Here is a 17,271-nt window from a genome sequence, read left to right as displayed (position 1 = left end):
ACTTGTTTTTCGTTAAATAATGTAAGTATTATTAATACTAAAATTAGGCTAGTTGTTTTCAGATCAAATGGTTATAGCTTTGCTTCACGGTATCGGATATCCATCGTTACACGACATCATGCGTGTACGAATGATTGTATTCATTGCCTAAATGGTTAGACAATGAAAAACTTATTTTATAACCAAGATATTTAGAAATGCCCTGATTTTGTGTCACACGGAGGCGGGCAACATCCGATTCACTCAATCCTACACGGTCATCACCATCCGTTTCACGTACTTGCTGTAGCTATCAACGACCTTGTATTTCTCACTTGCTTACAAAATCCTCACATCGGCAAGACGCTTGGTAGGCAAAGGCATGAAAGCTTGGATGATGACTCTGGTTTAGCACACTGCATGGACTGTTTCCAGCAGACCGCTGCACTTTATATAAAAAATAGGTGAACAGCTCAATGGCCTTGACCTCACTTAACAGGCACACCTACCTGATAAGCTGTTCCCAGTCGAATGCGTCTGGGTGGTCAAAGCCAATGACAGCAGGAAATCTCTGCTGCCAATTGGCTTTGAGTCTGTCCCGAGTGTGTTTGAAAGAACTTAATATCCGAAGATTTCCTTCAGCTTGTCGGCCAGCTTGGAACCGCGCAAGTCGTGTGCAACAATTTGTCCAGACGGGTCTACCAGGATGTTTGAAGGAATGGAATTGATACCATAAACCTGGGCGGCAGCACACTTCCAGCCTTTCAAGTCAGAAATGTTGTGCCAAGGCAATTGCAAGTCAGCGATGCCTTTCTTCCACGCATCAGCCTTTGAATCGAACGACACGCCCACCACGTCAAATCCCTTTGCCGCATGATAGCGCTTGTAGGCATCCACCACGTTGGGCATCTCTTGTCGGCATGGGCCACACCAGCTGGCCCAAAAGTCAACCAACACATAGTTACCCTTGCCCACCCATTGGCTCAGTTTGGCAGGTTTGCCCTGTGTATCGTGCATAGCCAGGTCGGTATACTGCAAGCCCGGCCGACGCTTACCCAGCGAAACGAGCTGTCGTTTAGCGCCTTCCATCATGGGATGGTTGTAATAAGCACAGGTATTGTCGAGTACAGATACCAGGTCGTTGTACGACAGCGAATAAAACATCTGTCCCAAGAAGTATGCCGGAGTCACACTGGTTTTGTGCGTATTGGTAAATTTCAAGATGTCTTGCACCTGTTGTTCCTGCAATTGTTCCATCTGTTTCTCAAGCGTAGCCTTCTTGGTCTGTCCTTCAATGGTCATGTCTGCTGCTATCTCTTGATATTTCTTGTAGATGTCCATCATTTTCTCATCCTGTTTGCTCTGTTGCTTTTGCAAGGCAACAAACTGCACATTCTGTGCCGATCCAGTGACGCCCTGGTTGTTCAAGTTTACCGTGATGGGCGTGCGGTCGTTGATAACGGTGATGCTATGGCTTGCATCGGTTGCCACAGTGATGAAGGTGTTCAGCGGTTTTATTCCATTGAGTTGAAATTTACCGTTGTTGACTGTTGCGCTGTCAGTTTTCCTGAACTGTCCATTGTCGTAATAATAAACCATCTTTGCGTTTGCCGGAGCAGTTCCGGTAATGACATATTCCGCATTTTGGGCTTGCATGGCAGTGGCTAACAGAGCAACTGCTGCTGTGAATAAATACTTTTTCATTGTGTTTTATACTATTGTTTATTTGAGGCAAAAATAATCGTTTTTTCTTTAAAAACGGCTCGATATCGGTAAAATTATGTAACTTTGCAGAAATTCAACAACAATTCAGTGTTTCCAAATGAACCAGATGATGGTCTGATAAAGGACGATTTGGGCGCTCAAGACATTTGGACATTACATTTTTATTCATCATAGAGTGCTTGACAAACCTCTTAAAAAACAAGAACAATGGAACAAAAAACTCAGCACGTTAGTGTGCTATTCATGCTTTTCAGCATCCTTTTTTGTGTTTGCCTGATTACGGCAAACGTGTTGGAAACCAAGCAAATCGCCGTGGGTCCCATCTCGTTGACCGGCGGCCTCATCGTTTTTCCCATCTCGTACATCATCAACGATTGCGTATGTGAGGTATGGGGTTATCGCAAAGCTCGCTTACTCATCTGGACAGGGTTTGCCATGAACTTCTTCTTTGTGATGATGGCAGCATTGTGCGACTTGATTCCCGGAGCCAGCTATTGGACGTTAGGACAGAGCTTCCACGACATTTTCGGACTGGCTCCGCGCATTGCTTTTGCCTCATTCATAGCCTTCTTGTGCGGTTCGTTCGTCAATGCTTACGTCATGAGCAAGATGAAAATCTCGTCAAAGGGTAAGAATTTCTCTGCCCGCGCCATCCTAAGCACGGTCTTTGGTGAGAGTGTCGACTCGCTCATCTTTTTCCCCTTGGCCTTTTTCGGGGTGATACCTACTGCGGCAATCTTACCCTTGATGTTCTGGCAAGTATTGTTCAAGACTGCTTACGAGATTCTGGTATTGCCCGTCACCATCCGCGTTGTCCACAAATTGAAGGCCCACGAGGGCGAGGACGTATACGATGAGGGCATAGACTACAATGTGCTGCGCATCTTCAACATATAATATAAATAAGGTATAGGCTTATGGAAAGTACAAGAACAGAGGATGGCTTAAAGGCTTTGGGAGCGAAAACCAAGTATCAAATGGATTACGCACCCGAGGTGTTGGAAACCTTTCAGAACAAGCATCCCATGAACGATTATTGGGTACAGTTCAACTGTCCCGAGTTTACATCGCTGTGTCCCATCACCGGGCAGCCCGACTTTGCCGAGATACGCATCGCTTACATCCCCGGCGAGCGCATGGTGGAGAGCAAGAGTCTGAAGCTGTATCTATTCTCTTTTCGCAACCATGGCGACTTTCATGAAGACTGCGTGAACATCATCATGAAGGATCTCATCAAACTGATGCAACCCAAATACATAGAGGTAACCGGCCTCTTCACGCCTCGTGGCGGCATCAGCATCTATCCCTACGCCAACTATGGCCAACCAGGAACCAAGTACGAAGCCCTGGCCGAGCAACGCTTTGCGAACCATTAAATAACACCAAAAACATACAGCTATGAGGAAAACACTAATTCTCTGTATGCTGCTCTTCTTCGGTCTGGTAGCACAGGCCCAGCCCCACCACACCCGCAAGAAGGTGGCTGTGGTGCTGAGTGGCGGCGGAGCCAAAGGCATGGCGCACATCGGGGCCCTGAAAGTGATAGAAGAAGCAGGCATCCCAGTGGACATTGTGACGGGAACATCCATGGGAAGCATCATCGGTGGGCTGTACTGCATAGGCTACGATGCACATTGCATGGACTCTATCGTCAGGCTGCAAGACTGGTCACTCGTGCTGTCGGACAAGGTTGACGTGAGAAACCTCAACCTGAACAAAAGGAAAAAAGAAAATACTTATATGCTGAGCCGTGACATCCGGCTTGGCAAGAACAGGCGCACACGTCAGGGAGGTCTGATACAAGGGAAGAATCTTTCAAAGCTGTTTGCCCGGCTGGCCTTCAACTACCGCGACTCCATTGATTTTAACGACCTGCCCATTCCCTTTGCCTGCGTTGCCACGAACATCATAGACAACACCGAATACGTTTTCCACCGAGGTTCACTCACCGAGGCCATGCGCGCCAGCATGTCCATCCCAGGGGCGTTCACGCCCATCAGGAAGGGCGACATGGTGCTGGTTGACGGCGGACTGCGCAACAACTACCCGGCAGACATCGCCCGAGAAATGGGAGCCGACATCGTGATTGGCGTCACCGTCCAGGAGCCTCCAAAGACGGCAAGCGACTTCGACAAGGGTGCCAGCGTGATTGGACAGATTGTTGACATCAACTGTAAGAATAAGTATGATGAAAACATTGCCAAGACGGATATCCTCATCAGCACCGACACGAAAGGCTATGGTGCGGCCTCATTCTCAACCGCCGCCATCGACACCCTAATCAGGCGAGGCGAGGAAGCGGCCATGAAACAATGGCCAAAGCTGGAGAAATTGAGAAAAGAATTGGGCATCGCACCCGGACAGAAACCCGAACACCTGGTCAAGAACAAGGTAGACAGACAGCCCGACAAGGTGAAAATAGCCGACATAGTGTACGAGGATGTCGACGAAGCTGATCAAAGATACATCGCACACAAGTTCAAGCTGAACAAGCGTGACAGCATACAAGTGAACCTATTAGACCAGATAGCCAACACGATGCGCGCCGACCTGTACTACAACGATGCCGACTGCTACATCACGCCAATGGAAAATGGCGAGCGTCTGCACATCGCCTCCAAGGGACAGAAAGACGCCAAAGCAAGTCTGGGACTGCGGTTTGACACAGAAGAGCTGGTGGCCCTACAGGCCAACCTGGGACTGTTTGTGCGAAGCAAGGCCATTCCCATGGCAGCCAACTTTACCCTGCGATTGGGCAAACGCACCATGGCCAAAGCCGACTTTGCACTGTATCCCAGCTCCTGGGGAAAAGTTAACGTATCCTATCAATTCCGTCATCAGGACATCAACATCTATAGCGAGGGAACAAGAGACTTTAACCTAATCTACAACCAGCACACCGTGAGCGTGGTTCCGTTCGACTTCAATATCCGAAACTTCAACTGTCGCCTGGGCGGACGCTTTGACTTTTACCACCAAAACTCTATACTGCAAGATGTGAAGCGTGTCCATTGGAATAACGAGTTGAAGAACCTACACCTTATCAGTTACCAAGGCGAAATAACCTACAACTCGGAAAATCAGTGGTATTTCCCCACCAGGGGAGCCAAGTTTGAGGCGGGTTACGGTTATTATACCGACAATTTCGTGGGCTACGACGACCATAGCGGATTGAGCATCGTAAACGCCATGTGGCGCATCTCGTTCCCACTGAACAACAGACTCACACTGCAGCCGATGGCATACGGTCGACTGATTCTGGATGACAATGCGCCATACATCTTGCAGAACATCATCGGGGGCGATTGGTTCCACTACTTTTCCGACAACCAACACATGCCGTTTGCCGGCGTGGCCTTCTTGGAACAGGTGAAAGATAAGTTTGTAGCGGCACAACTTAGGCTTCAGCAGCGCATCTTAGACAACAACTATGTCATCGCAAAGGTATCGGGTTATCTGTCAGACGACAAGTTCGATGACCTGTTTGACCATGGTCCAAAGATTGGTTGTCAGGCAGCTTACTACTATAACAGTGTGTTGGGGCCGATTGGAGGCTCGATAGGATGGTCGAGTAAGACCAAGACACCCAATTACTACATCAATCTTGGATTTGTTTTCTAAGCACAGTATGATTTAAAAAGCCAGCCATCGGTCGCCGATGGCTGGCTTTTTTCATTTATCCATGCCTGTAGAGCAGCCCAACTGGCGGACTGCTAAATGAGCCGCATGTCCAGCTTGTTACACGCCTCGCGCATGTCATCGGGCCAAATGCTGGCCTGAATCTCGCCGATATGGGCTTTCTGCAAAAGCACCATGCACAACCTGCTTTGCCCAATGCCGCCGCCAATACTCAATGGCAACTTGTCGTTGAGCAACTGCTGGTGGAAGTAAAGTTGCTGCCGCTCTTCCTGCCCCGAAAGCCGTAGCTGTCGCAGCAGACTTTCCTTGTCCACGCGGATTCCCATGGAAGAGAGTTCGATGGAACGCTCCAACACAGGATACCAGATGAGGATGTCGCCATTAAGTCCCGCCTGACCGCCATCGGTCACGGTAGACCAGTCGTCGTAGTCAGGGGCGCGCCCGTCGTGTTTCTCGCCGTTGCTGAGCGTGCTTCCGATGCCAATGATAAACACTGCGCCATACTTTTCACAGATGGCATCTTCACGCTCTTTGGGTGAAAGGTCGGGATATTGCCGCAACAAGTCCTCGCTATGGATGAAGTGAATTTGCTCGGGGAGGAAAGGTTTGAGCTGCGGGTAGGTCTCGCAAGTGAGGTATTCGGTGCGAAGCAGCGCAGCATAGATGCGCTCAACCACATTTTTAAGGAAGGTTAGCGTGCGCTGTTCGGGGGTGATAACCGCCTCCCAGTCCCACTGATCGACGTACAACGAATGCAGGTTGTCCAACTCCTCGTCGGCTCTGATGGCGTTCATGTCGGTGTAGATGCCATGGCCAGGCTGAATATTGTACTCAGCCAGCGTCAGTCTTTTCCACTTAGCCAACGAGTGTACTACCTCTGCTTCAGCGTCACCCAGATCCTTGATGGGAAAACTAACCGGCCGCTCCACCCCATTGAGGTCGTCGTTGATGCCCAGTCCCTTGAGAACGAACAAGGGGGCGGTGACGCGACGCAAGCGCAATTCGGTGGAAAGGTTTTGTTGAAAAAAGTCTTTTATCTGCTTGATGCCCCGCTCTGTCTGCTTCATGTCCAATAAAGCATGATAGTGGGACGGTTTTATTAATTTGCTCATCGTTGTATTTTCTAAAACATCATGTTCGGTTTAGCACGCCACCTCTTGATTGCTGACGTGTCTGCAAAGATAGACGTAATATCAATTATACACAAGTATTCAGGACAACAATAACACAAAAAGATACTATTTACGCATTTTTAATGACTATTTGCACACACCAAAAGGATGAGGGGCACGATGGTTGCCACAAATGATTTTTCTTGACATCCTACCGCTCCATATTTCGTTTATTCTCAACAAACCAGTCGCACGGTCGCAAATACGGCCAAAATGGGCAAACATTATATCTCACTAACAATCAATAATTTACATGTACCTTACAGCACAACCTGTGTATTATTTTAGTGTTTTTTAGCCAAAAGCATTGCTTTAAGAATGAAATATGCATGCTTTTAACCGTCTAAAGCATGAAGATAGTCCACCAAAATGATGCTTTTAAGCACGAAAAGTGCAGCTTTTGGGATAATATTTGAGTTTTTCTTGCCCTGTTTTCACTTATTTGCCGCTTGCTTGCCTATTGATTTTTTGGCGTAATGGACATTTGGTAGGCTGAAAAAGCTCCAGATGTTTGTAATGGACAAATGGTAGGCTGGCAATTTCCAGCCTACTTTGTTATATTCAGAAATCCATCAATAAACTTCTTTTTGTTGGTATCGCTTAATCCGTTATGGTTCAGTAAAGCTCTTTTAAGTTGTGAGTTGTAGCCTTCCAACATATTGGTTGTATTCGGTATGTTTACCTCCGTATGTTCTTCATATGTAAAGAGCCACTTGAGATGTGTTTTTAAAGATCTTTTGGCAGTCCTAAGTCGTCTGTGTGTATAAGTGGTCTTGCCTGAAATAAGAGTCGTTCTTTCATTCAGAAAATCCTCCCACCGGGCACACCATTTACCAAATTCCATTAAGAACTGCTCCTTTCCAATGGTAAACATCTTCCTTGCCAATGCCAGCAACTCTATGCTTGCAGGCAAATGAGGGTTATTTGTCAGAAGCCTTCTGATGATTTGCAATTGATGAAACTGGCACATTTGTACCGGGCAGGAGGTTATAGCCTGTAAAAGCCCTGTGTGTCCATCACAGACTACCGCCACTATCTTTGTTCCTCCATCTTTTATATCTTCAAGTCCAGAGAGATACTCCTTGTTGGTTTCATTCTTAACAAATTTGCGATAAAGGATCTTTCCCGAAGTTGCATCTTGGAATAACATTACACCAAATGTTCTGGAGAAATATGTTGTATCAATTATGACAGTTGCTTCCTTAGGAAAGGAAGGGTTAAAACTCTCTGCTACCAACTTCAGTTTTCTGCGTATTGTTCTCTCCGAACATTTATGCATAACTGACAGTTCTTTGACGGTTCGTTTCTCTGTCAGATAGCTTTGCCATAATGTTGTACTGTCAATGCGGCGACCGCCTTGAAATTGCTTCTTGCAATCACCGCAAAAATACATTTGCATCCCCCGACGATGACCGTTCTTTTTAACATTTGAGCTGCCACAGAATACACATGTTTTTTATTCATAGGTTTTCAAATGGCACAAAGGTAATAAATAAAGGATATCTGGAGCTTTTCAGCCTACCAAATGTCCATTACGCCGATTTTTTCTAGATTGAACATTTGTAAGAGCCGTTTTAAGGACGATTTTTGGTAAAAAAAGTCAACGTTTTGTGGTACTTCCCTCATATTGATATCTATTTGATTCCGTTCCGCCTTCCGCTGATTTTCAGGGTACTGGAGTGCCGTGCCCACACAAAAATCCTCCACGTTTCCATGGAGGTGAACGTGGAGGATTTGATGCATAAAACAGTGCAAGCCCAAAACAAACAAATCAGTTTGAATTGCTGTGACGTAATCTGCTTGATTCAAAAACCGTTTCCGTTGATGTGTGTCATCAACACACAAGCTGCTTTATTGTAATGTAAACTTGGCTTTGAGCGGAAGATGGTCGGAAGCGTTGCCCACCAATACCTCAAAATCACCTGGCTCGGCCACCCACTTTTGAAGTTTGTCATGATAGAAACTAAGGGCAGAACGGTCGATGGTGATGTCAACATCCTTGGTTTCTCCTGGAGCGAGATACACCTTCTTGAAGCCTTTGAGTTCTTTTTGGGGGCGAGGCAACGACGATTTCAGGTCGCTGACATACAGTTGAACCACCTCAGCACCTGCGCGGTGGCCCGTATTCTTTACCGTGACGGTGGCTGTAAGTTGGCCGTTTTCCGTTATCTTCTTCTGACTCAAACGCAAATTGGAAAGGTCAAAAGAGGTGTAGCTCAGCCCATGTCCGAAGGCGAAAAGCGGCTTCGTCTTATCCTTGTCAACCCACCTGTAGCCAACGAAAATGCCTTCCTTGTAGGTTTCGTCTATCACCTTCTTGTCAGCACGCCACGTTCCGGGATAGGTGTTCAGTCGATGAGCTGGCACGTCGTTCAAGGTCTTGAACCAGGTGTATGGCAGTTTGCCTGACGGATTGGCGTCACCCACGAGTACAGAAGCCAATGCCACACCAGCCTGTGAGCCGATGAACCAGCCCTGCACGATGGCCGGAACCTGCTTCACCCACGGCATTTCAACGGCATTACCAGAAATATTGACATAGATAAAGTTTTTGTTGACCTTGGCCAAGGCGGTAATCACGCGGTCTTGCTGGTAGGGCAAACCGTATGATTTGCGGTCGTGTCCCTCACAGTCTTGATAGTCGCTCTTGTTCAAGCCACCGAAGAATATCACATAGTCGGCTGCTTTAGCCTTGGAAACCGCTTCGGCAATCAGCTCGTCAGCCGACCTCTTTTCAGACAAGTCCTGTCCCGTTGTTACGCCATTGTAATTACCAGTGACATCACCCACATAGCCTCGGGCATAGTCTACGGTTGCTTTTCCTGCCAATCTTGCCTTCAGTCCATCGAGCGGAGAAATCTCGCGTTGCACTTTCAAGGACGAGCTTCCTCCGCCAACGGTCATCATCTTAATGGCGTTCTCGCCCACTACAAGCACCCGTTTGGCCTGACGCAGGTCAATGGGCAGCACGTTTCCTTGGTTTTTCAATAGCACGATGCCTTCTTCTGCAATCTTCTGGGCTGCCTCATAGTGGGCGTCAGAGCATAAGAAACCTTGCTTGTACGTCTGATCCATCGTTGTACGATAAAACAAACGCAGCACCCTGCGCACCTTTTCATCCAGTTCGCGGGTCGTGAACTTTCCTTCTTGGATTAACTTCAAATAAGGTCTTGCCAGGTAATAGTTGTCGTAAGCATTGGTGGCCCCCATGGTGAGTCCATCGGTCCAGGTGCCAAATTCCATGTCAAGACCATTCTTTATGGCCTGTTCGGTATCGTGCGCACCGCCCCAGTCGCTCACCACCACACCGTCAAATCCCCAATCGCGCTTGAGGATGTCGTTGAGCAGATACTGGTTGTGGCAGTTGTGCTGGTTCTTATACAGGTTGTATGCCCCCATGATGCCCCATGCTTTTCCTTCCTGCACGGCGGCTTTGAAGGCGGGAAGGTAAATCTCATGCAAGGCTCTGTCGTCCACAACGACGTTGATCTGATGCCGGTATTCCTCGTCATTGTTCAGGGCATAGTGCTTCACACAGGCTGCCACGCCAATCGATTGCAGCCCTTGAACATAGGGAACAACCATGCGGGAGGCCAGAAATGGGTCTTCGCCCATGTACTCAAAGTTACGTCCGTTCAGCGGAGTGCGGTTGATATTCACGCCAGGACCGAGTATCATGTTCTTCCCTCTATAGCGGGCTTCCTCGCCTAAGCTCTTTCCATAGAGCATGCCCAACTGTGGATTCCAGGAAGCTGTCAGACAGGTCAGCGCCGGAAAGGCCACACACGAGTCGTTGGTCTGCCCAGCCTGTTCCCACTCATCCCACAGTACGTCTGGTCTGACACCATGAGGACCATCGTCTGTCCAAAAGTCAGGAAACCCCAAACGAGGTACGCCTGCCGACGAAAATTTGCTTTGTGCGTGAATCACTCTAATCTTTTCGGCCAGCGTCATGCGTTGCAATGCATCTTCAATGCGCTCTTCCACGTTTTTGGTTGGATCAAGATACACGGGCAACGATTGTGCCTTGGCCATACAAGTCATCCCCAACAGGATGCAGGATAAAATAATTTTTCTCATTTTATTTGGGTGGTTTAGGTCATTATTCAACAAACTTCTTCCCTTCATCCGCATCTATTCACCTTATTTATAGATGTAGTAAGTCTGTCTTATGCTGAGGTGAAGCCTGTCTTTTGCAAAGGTATTGATTTTATAATGAATACGAAAGGCTGGAATGTAAAATATGACAGAAAGAGTGCTCATACCACACGGTGGCTACAAAACGGAAAAAAGAAAAATAAGAAGGCATGTTTTGTCGGTATCAACTTTTTTCTTTATATTTGCACACACATTATGGCTCCGTAGTTCAGCTGAATAGAATGCAGGATTCCGGTTCCTGAGATCGCGGGTTTGAATCCCGCCGGAGTCACCCTTACTAGTGAAATCACACTTAATTCTAAAAACACATGGACATTACAGAGAGATTTATCAACTATACCAAGTTTGATACCCAGTCGTCCGAAGACTCGCAGACAGTCCCCAGTACATCAAAACAACTCGTTTTCGCCAAGTACCTCAAAGAGGAGTTGGAACGTGAAGGATTCTCGGATGTAGAGATGGATGAGAAAGGATACATCTATGCCACGCTGAAGGCAAACACCAAAAAAGACATACCCACCATCGGCTTCATCTCACATTATGACACAAGTCCTGATGCCAGCGGAGCTGACATCAAGGCACGCATTGTGAATAATTATGACGGCGGCGACATTATCCTGTCAGAGGGAATCGTGTCTTCTCCAGAGAAATTTCCAGAGCTGAAGGCGCACATCGGCGAGGATCTTATCGTGACAGATGGACACACGTTGCTGGGTGCTGACGACAAAGCGGGCATCGCAGAGATTGTAGATGCCATGTGCTACCTGCGCGATCACGATGAAATTGAGCATGGTGACATACGCATGGGGTTCAATCCTGATGAGGAAATAGGACTTGGCGCGCACCATTTTGACGTGGAAAAGTTTGGATGCAGCTGGGCTTACACCATGGATGGAGGTGACATTGGCGACCTGGAGTACGAGAACTTCAACGCTGCCAGTGCCAAAATCACAATCAAAGGGGTGAGCGTTCATACAGGATATGCAAAGGACAAGATGATCAATGCCAATCGGTTAGCATGCGAATTCAACGCCATGATTCCCGACACAGACATCCCAGAGAACACAGAAGGTTATCAAGGATTCTATCATCTGCTGGGCATGGAGACCCGAACGGAAGAGGCTAAGATGAGTTATCTCATCCGGGATCACGACCGTGAGAAGTTTGAAGACCGCAAAGACTTTATGGAAGACTGCGCGCAAAAGATGAACGAAAAGTATGGTGAGGGTACGGTTGAGATTGTCATCAAGGATCAGTACTACAACATGAAGGAGAAAATTGAACCGAACATGCACGTCATTGACATCGTTTTGCAAGCCATGCAAGAAACCGGTGTGGCCCCGAAAGTGGAGCCTATCCGTGGTGGAACCGATGGCGCACAGCTCAGTTTCAAGGGCTTACCCTGCCCAAACATCTTCGCTGGCGGCGTTAACTTCCACGGCCCTTACGAGTTTGTCTCTATTCAGGTCATGAAAAAGGCGGTCGAAGTTATTGTGAAGATTTGCGAGATTACGGCCCAATACAACGACTAACGAACGTCGTTTAGGCTGCAATCCAGCTTGACATATCAAACGATTCTATTGGAAGAAAGATAAAAACAATGTGACAAAAAGCGGTCTATAACACTCATCGTGTGCTATAGACCGCTTTTATTTTTCCATCTTGTCAGCTCTGCCGTCATGTTTGAGCGTACAAAATCATATCCCTACGGCATGCTGAAAGTAAGGTTTTATACTCTTAAATCCAACGCAAGTCCAAGATTATTTATTGATTTCAGTAAGGTATCGCTCTGCCTCAAGGGCAGCCTGACAACCTGTTCCCGCAGCTACGACAGCCTGACGATATACGGGATCAGCCACGTCGCCAGCCGCATACACACCGGGAATCTTAGTCTTGGGCGTACCAGGGATGGTCTTGATGTAGCCCGCTTGATTGGTTTCAAGGAAGTCTTTGAACACAGACGAGTTGGGAGTGTGCCCAATAGCTAAGAAGAAACCATCGATAGGCAGGTCGTAACGCTCCTCGTTTTCCTCGCCCAGATGCTTAACCAGGTGTACGCCCTCAACGCCATTCTCACCATAGAGGCCAGTGGCGTTGTGCTTATAGAGTATCTCTATCTTCTCGTTCTCTTCCACACGTTGTTGCATCACATCAGAGGCACGCAGATAATCTTTGCGCACAATCATGTACACCTTACTGCAAAGGCCAGCCAAATAGGTTGCTTCTTCGCAAGCTGTGTCGCCACCACCCACGACAGCCACCACCTTGCCGCGATAGAAAAATCCGTCACAAGTGGCACAGGCACTCACACCTTGCCCCTTATATTTCTCCTCATCGTCTAAGCCAAGATACTTGGCAGATGCTCCTGTGGCGATAATAACGGTCTCTGCCTGAAGCTCATCGCCACTGTCAGTGACCAGCTTGTAAGGCGCTTTAGTCAAGTCAGCCTTGACAATCTCACCGTCTCGGATATCGGTTCCGTAGCGTTCGGCCTGCTGACGCAAATCCATCATCATTTGATTGCCGTCGACACCCTCGGGGTAACCGGGAAAATTCTCCACCTCAGTGGTTTGAGTGAGCTGGCCGCCCGTCTGCAATCCGCAATAAAGAACGGGGTTGAGATTGGCGCGAGCCGCATAGATGGCAGCCGTATAGCCTGCCGGTCCGCTACCAACAATGAGGCAACGGGTATATTGTTTTTGCTGTTCCATCATGTAAAATATGAAATGAGCGTTGTGAACGCTGCAACGAAAAATGGGAAAGATGAAACGAAAAAGGTGAAACACACATACGGATGCATGCGGATTTCACCTTTTTCACTTTCCATTATAACAGTTCCTCGATTTGTTGAGCGACATGCTCTAACTTCTCTGTGGGCTCGAAGCGTGCGACAACCTGTCCCTGTTTGTTGATAAGGAACTTGGTGAAATTCCATTTGATGTCGGGCTTCTGCTCGTAATCGGGATCTTCTTTTGACAGGATGTCAACAAGAACAGGAGCGATAGGGTGACTCATATCCCAGCCTGCAAAGCCTTTCTGCTCTTTGAGGAACTTGTAAAGTGGGTCGGCATCGTCACCGTTTACTTTGATTTTCTTGAAGCGTGGGAATTCGGTACCGTATGTCAGTTTGCAGAACTCGTGGATGCTCTCGTCCGTTCCTGGTGCCTGCTGTCCAAATTGGTTGCAAGGGAAATCAAGGATTTCGAAACCTTTTGCATGGTATTTCTCGTAGAGCTTCTCCAGCTCTTCGTATTGAGGAGTGAAACCACATTTTGTCGCTGTATTGACAATCAACAGCACTTCGTTGGCATACTCCTTGAGAGATACATCGTTACCTTTTCTGTCTTTTACTGAAAAATCATAAATTGTTTTCATTTTCTTCTGTTTATTATAAATGAATATGTTACAATGTCGTAGTTGTATTGATGATGAGGACGAATCAATCTCCATTGACGATTCAACCATCTTGCTCTCGCAAAGATAGCGAATAAAATCGACATTCCGACGGTACGGAATGCGAATAAATATTAATTTATAACCCAAAAGAAGGAAAACGTCTAATCGGAAACGGCAAGAGGTGCATCATGAAACCATTTCGACTCACGCCTCCGCACTGTTCATGGGTCAACTTAAATTCATCAGCACCAGGCGCTCGACATATTTACAGAGGATGTCAATGCCCTTGAGATTCTCCCCTCCTTGCGGGATAATCACGTCAGCAAAACGCTTGGTGGGCTCGATGAACTGCTCGTGCATTGGCTTCAGCACGTCCAAGTATCGCTGAACCACCATGTTAACATCCCGCCCCCGTTCGATGGTATCGCGCTGGATGTTGCGGATGAGCCGCTCGTCGGGATCGCAATCAACGAACACCTTCAGATCCATCATCTCGCGCAGTCGCTTGTTGAGCAGCGTCATGATGCCCTCGATGATAATCACTGGCCTGGGCTCCACATGGATGGTTTCAGGCAGGCGGTTGCACTTTAAATAAGAATAGGTGGGCTGCTCGATGGGTTCACCCTCGCGCAATTCGTTCACCTGCTTGATGAGCAGCTTCCAATCAAAGGCATCGGGATGGTCAAAGTTGATGGCATGGCGCTCCTCCTCGGTCATTTCTGAGGTGTCGTTGTAATACGAGTCGAGTGGCACCACGGCCACATGATTAGGCGGCAAGGCCTCAACAATCTTCCTGACCACCGTGGTCTTCCCAGATCCGGTGCCGCCTGCAATGCCAATGACGGTCACTTCATGATTTCGTTCTTTATCTGTCATCATATTTGTTTGTTTTATTCAGTCTTTTTAGGGGGCAGTCCCAGCACGTCTTCGAACATCACCCGATAGCTTTCTGCCTTCCTCTCCAGCTTCATGGGATAGGCTCGCGAAGAGCTGGGCATGCGGTATAACCGCATCGGTCGACCGTCGAAGCTGAACGTGACGTAGGCTCCCATCACCGGCGCAGTGATGCCAAAATGGCGGGTGAAGATGGCCGTAGCCTTTTGACCAGCCGTGAGTACGGCTGAACAATGCGGCAAAGCCCGCAGCAAGCCATCGAGATCGGCCGGCTCGATGATTTCCAAATCCTTGTCAGATGCGGTGTTTTTGGTTCGGCGCACACGCAGGGCAGTATCGAAAAGAGCTACACCTCTTTCTTTGAGAAAGCCTTTCAGTGCGTCCAAATGGAACGTTTTGTCCCGCTGATTCACAAAATGTTGTTTATCACCGAAAAACAAATATCCGAAGATGCGCCACATGTCATTCTGGAAGTTGGGGTAATAGAACGGCATGCACCACCGCTTGGGAGCCGGCGGAAACGTGCCCAACATCAGCAAGGTAGCATTCTTGGGCAAGAATGGTTCAAAGGGATGAGTTTCTATCATTGTGGGTAGGGCAGCCTATCTCCCCGGAAAGCCTCCCCCAACCCCTCCAAAGGAGGGGAGATACAAGAGGAGAGAGAGGAGTAGATGGTTGTGCATGTATGAGTTGACTGGATTACAAGTTCAATAGTTGACGAGTTCACAAGTTGACGAGTTCACAAGTTTATATGTATACGAGTTTGAAATTTATATGTTTACGAGTTAATTGCTTTAATCTGCTCTCGCCAGCGGATAATTCCTATTAGATTCCTTATAAGGTAGCTCACAAAATCATACGTCGTTCTAAACTCATTGACTTTGGGGTGCAAACTCATTGACTTTGGAGGGCAAAGTCATTGAGATTAAAGCCTCACCTCATACAGCCTCCCCCGTCCCCTCCAAAGGAGGGGAGAAACAAAGAGGGAGGGGAGTAGGTGGGGTTGCATGTATGAGTTGATTGGTTGATGAGTAGATGTGTTCACAACTTCACAAATTGACAAGTTAATAGCTTTGCTAACCATAAAGTTCAAAGTTCAAACCTCAAAGTTCAAAGTACCTTCTGTTGTTGTTTCACCAAGTACACCACTACCGGTAGGTGGTCACTGTAGCCATTGAGCCACACACCTCCGGCCGTCGTACGCTTGGGTGCACCCTTATATTTGCCAGTGGTTTGGATGAGATAGTCGCGGTGTTGGATTTGATGTTTCCAATATTTAAGCGACGAGAAGTCCTTTACACCTTTTTTATTAAGCAGGTTCGGCGACAGCACAATCTGGTCGAAAAGGTTCCATGATCCATTGTACATCAGCGTTCCTTTACCTTGCTTAGCCAGTACGTTGTACCAAGGATTGTACATATCGCCATCCCCCACGTCGTCAATTTCAGCTTTGGCGGAAAGCACCTCAGCCATACTCTTGTTCACAGGGTCGTCGTTCATGTCGCCCATGACCATCACTTTGATGGCTGGGTCAAGGTGTAAAAGCGAATCCTTTACCGCTTTCACCTGCGCAGCTGCCACCTCTCTATAATAAGACCCACTGTAACGGCTCGGCCAGTGACACACAATGACCGCAACATGCTCGCCACCTAACGTCCCTGTCACGGTGAGGTAGCCACGGGTATGGAAAGCACTATCTTTGGGAAGTTGCGGAACATACGGCACCAATTTCACCGTTTGAGGTGTGAAAAGTTGAGGATTGTACAACAAAGCACAATCAATGCCACGCCTGTCTGGCCCTTCCACATGGATATATCGATAACCTCGAGCGGCAAGAGGTGGCTGGGCAACCAACGCATCAAGAACGCGTGCATTCTCTACTTCGCTGAGTCCTATCATGGCACAACCCACCTTTGGCAACACATCTGTACCCATATCTGCCAAAGCACGTGCCATATTGCGCAACTTGTTGGTATATTTGAGTTTGTCCCACTTATACGAACCCGTGGGCAGGAAGTCATAATCATTCTTTCCTTTATCGTGACAGGTGTCAAAAAGGTTCTCTTGATTGTAAAAACCTACGCCATAAACAGAATAATTTGTTTGTGCATTGAGCCTCAAAAGTCCTAAGACCAAGAGGAGTGAAAGCATGATTTGTTTTTTCATTGTCGAGCTATTAATTTGGTAAAGAGGAGTCGTTCAATCATTCAGTCGATAGGGCGCCAGTTCAACAGATTTGAACCGACAGCATCAACTCTCCTACTATGTGATGCAAAGATAATTGTTTTCTGCTAATTAAATAACGTGG

General features: G+C 47.6%; 13 protein-coding genes and 1 tRNA gene. 5 read left to right on the top strand and 9 right to left on the bottom strand.

Features of this window, described 5'->3' with window-relative positions; all coding sequences use genetic code 11:
- Positions 1–597: 597 nt before the first annotated feature.
- Positions 598–1,683 (bottom strand): TlpA disulfide reductase family protein, encoded by a 1,086-nt coding sequence (locus NQ518_RS13070; protein WP_227961536.1) that lies wholly within the window; start codon positions 1,681–1,683, stop codon positions 598–600.
- Positions 1,684–1,911: 228 nt separating this feature from the next.
- On the opposite strand from NQ518_RS13070, the gene NQ518_RS13065 reads away from it, so the two are divergent.
- From NQ518_RS13065 to NQ518_RS13055, 3 genes are read left to right on the top strand one after another with little or no spacing between them, the layout of a single operon-like run.
- Positions 1,912–2,601: a queuosine precursor transporter gene (locus tag NQ518_RS13065; RefSeq protein ID WP_102697394.1), complete on the top strand. Its 690-nt coding sequence runs from the start codon at positions 1,912–1,914 to the stop codon at positions 2,599–2,601.
- Positions 2,602–2,621: 20 nt separating this feature from the next.
- The gene (gene queF / locus NQ518_RS13060) at positions 2,622–3,080 is read left to right on the top strand and encodes a preQ(1) synthase (protein WP_227207681.1); all 459 of its coding nucleotides are present in this window, start codon (positions 2,622–2,624) and stop codon (positions 3,078–3,080) included.
- A gap of 22 nt (positions 3,081–3,102) precedes the next feature.
- On the top strand, positions 3,103–5,325 hold the full coding sequence (locus NQ518_RS13055; RefSeq protein ID WP_374211122.1) for a patatin-like phospholipase family protein: 2,223 nt from the start codon (positions 3,103–3,105) through the stop codon (positions 5,323–5,325).
- A 92-nt stretch (positions 5,326–5,417) separates the two neighbouring features.
- Here NQ518_RS13055 and asnA read toward each other — a convergent pair whose 3' ends face one another.
- From asnA to NQ518_RS13035, 3 genes are all read right to left on the bottom strand, one after another.
- The gene (gene asnA, locus NQ518_RS13050; RefSeq protein ID WP_227207683.1) at positions 5,418–6,455 is read right to left on the bottom strand and encodes an aspartate--ammonia ligase; all 1,038 of its coding nucleotides are present in this window, start codon (positions 6,453–6,455) and stop codon (positions 5,418–5,420) included.
- A 607-nt stretch (positions 6,456–7,062) separates the two neighbouring features.
- Positions 7,063–7,908, bottom strand: a complete 846-nt coding sequence (locus tag NQ518_RS13045; protein WP_419471397.1) for an IS256 family transposase, variant Zn-binding type — start codon at positions 7,906–7,908, stop codon at positions 7,063–7,065.
- 458 nt (positions 7,909–8,366) lie between these two features.
- On the bottom strand, positions 8,367–10,595 hold the full coding sequence (locus tag NQ518_RS13035; protein WP_227207687.1) for a glycoside hydrolase family 3 C-terminal domain-containing protein: 2,229 nt from the start codon (positions 10,593–10,595) through the stop codon (positions 8,367–8,369).
- Between the two features lie 275 nt (positions 10,596–10,870).
- Here NQ518_RS13035 and NQ518_RS13030 point away from each other — a divergent pair.
- Positions 10,871–10,944, top strand: a tRNA-Arg gene (locus NQ518_RS13030).
- Positions 10,945–10,981: 37 nt separating this feature from the next.
- Positions 10,982–12,205: a peptidase T gene (gene pepT, locus NQ518_RS13025; protein WP_227207689.1), complete on the top strand. Its 1,224-nt coding sequence runs from the start codon at positions 10,982–10,984 to the stop codon at positions 12,203–12,205.
- Between the two features lie 228 nt (positions 12,206–12,433).
- Here pepT and trxB read toward each other — a convergent pair whose 3' ends face one another.
- The 5 genes from trxB to NQ518_RS13000 all read right to left on the bottom strand — a co-directional run bounded on the left by trxB (position 12,434) and on the right by NQ518_RS13000 (position 17,129).
- Positions 12,434–13,387, bottom strand: coding sequence for a thioredoxin-disulfide reductase (gene trxB, locus NQ518_RS13020; protein WP_227207691.1), 954 nt, complete (start codon positions 13,385–13,387; stop codon positions 12,434–12,436).
- 112 nt (positions 13,388–13,499) lie between these two features.
- A complete protein-coding gene (locus NQ518_RS13015) occupies positions 13,500–14,048 on the bottom strand; it encodes a glutathione peroxidase (protein WP_227207693.1) in 549 nt (182 codons plus the stop codon).
- A 249-nt stretch (positions 14,049–14,297) separates the two neighbouring features.
- Positions 14,298–14,948 (bottom strand): uridine kinase, encoded by a 651-nt coding sequence (udk, locus tag NQ518_RS13010; protein WP_004349409.1) that lies wholly within the window; start codon positions 14,946–14,948, stop codon positions 14,298–14,300.
- Positions 14,949–14,959: 11 nt separating this feature from the next.
- Complete coding sequence (locus tag NQ518_RS13005) at positions 14,960–15,550, bottom strand: uracil-DNA glycosylase family protein (protein WP_227207697.1); 591 nt, start codon at positions 15,548–15,550, stop codon at positions 14,960–14,962.
- A 523-nt stretch (positions 15,551–16,073) separates the two neighbouring features.
- Positions 16,074–17,129, bottom strand: coding sequence for an endonuclease/exonuclease/phosphatase family protein (locus NQ518_RS13000; RefSeq protein ID WP_227207698.1), 1,056 nt, complete (start codon positions 17,127–17,129; stop codon positions 16,074–16,076).
- Positions 17,130–17,271: the final 142 nt, after the last annotated feature.

The sequence above is a fragment of the Hoylesella buccalis ATCC 35310 genome (genome assembly GCF_025151385.1).
Taxonomy (GTDB): domain Bacteria; phylum Bacteroidota; class Bacteroidia; order Bacteroidales; family Bacteroidaceae; genus Prevotella; species Prevotella buccalis.
Note: the sequence above shows the minus strand (reverse complement) of the source record. Positions and strands in the feature narration are given on the sequence as shown.

Excerpts from the sequence above, each read along its gene's own strand:
- pepT (WP_227207689.1), top strand. The coding sequence starts at position 10,982 with ATGGACATTACAGAGAGATTTATCAACTATACCAAGTTTGATACCCAG.
- NQ518_RS13065 (WP_102697394.1), top strand. The coding sequence starts at position 1,912 with ATGGAACAAAAAACTCAGCACGTTAGTGTGCTATTCATGCTTTTCAGC.
- NQ518_RS13055 (WP_374211122.1), top strand. The coding sequence starts at position 3,103 with ATGAGGAAAACACTAATTCTCTGTATGCTGCTCTTCTTCGGTCTGGTA.
- NQ518_RS13070 (WP_227961536.1), bottom strand. The coding sequence starts at position 1,683 with ATGAAAAAGTATTTATTCACAGCAGCAGTTGCTCTGTTAGCCACTGCC.
- trxB (WP_227207691.1), bottom strand. The coding sequence starts at position 13,387 with ATGATGGAACAGCAAAAACAATATACCCGTTGCCTCATTGTTGGTAGC.
- NQ518_RS13000 (WP_227207698.1), bottom strand. The coding sequence starts at position 17,129 with ATGAAAAAACAAATCATGCTTTCACTCCTCTTGGTCTTAGGACTTTTG.
- NQ518_RS13045 (WP_419471397.1), bottom strand. The coding sequence starts at position 7,908 with ATGTATTTTTGCGGTGATTGCAAGAAGCAATTTCAAGGCGGTCGCCGC.
- NQ518_RS13005 (WP_227207697.1), bottom strand. The coding sequence starts at position 15,550 with ATGATAGAAACTCATCCCTTTGAACCATTCTTGCCCAAGAATGCTACC.
- asnA (WP_227207683.1), bottom strand. The coding sequence starts at position 6,455 with ATGAGCAAATTAATAAAACCGTCCCACTATCATGCTTTATTGGACATG.
- queF (WP_227207681.1), top strand. The coding sequence starts at position 2,622 with ATGGAAAGTACAAGAACAGAGGATGGCTTAAAGGCTTTGGGAGCGAAA.
- NQ518_RS13035 (WP_227207687.1), bottom strand. The coding sequence starts at position 10,595 with ATGAGAAAAATTATTTTATCCTGCATCCTGTTGGGGATGACTTGTATG.
- udk (WP_004349409.1), bottom strand. The coding sequence starts at position 14,948 with ATGATGACAGATAAAGAACGAAATCATGAAGTGACCGTCATTGGCATT.
- NQ518_RS13015 (WP_227207693.1), bottom strand. The coding sequence starts at position 14,048 with ATGAAAACAATTTATGATTTTTCAGTAAAAGACAGAAAAGGTAACGAT.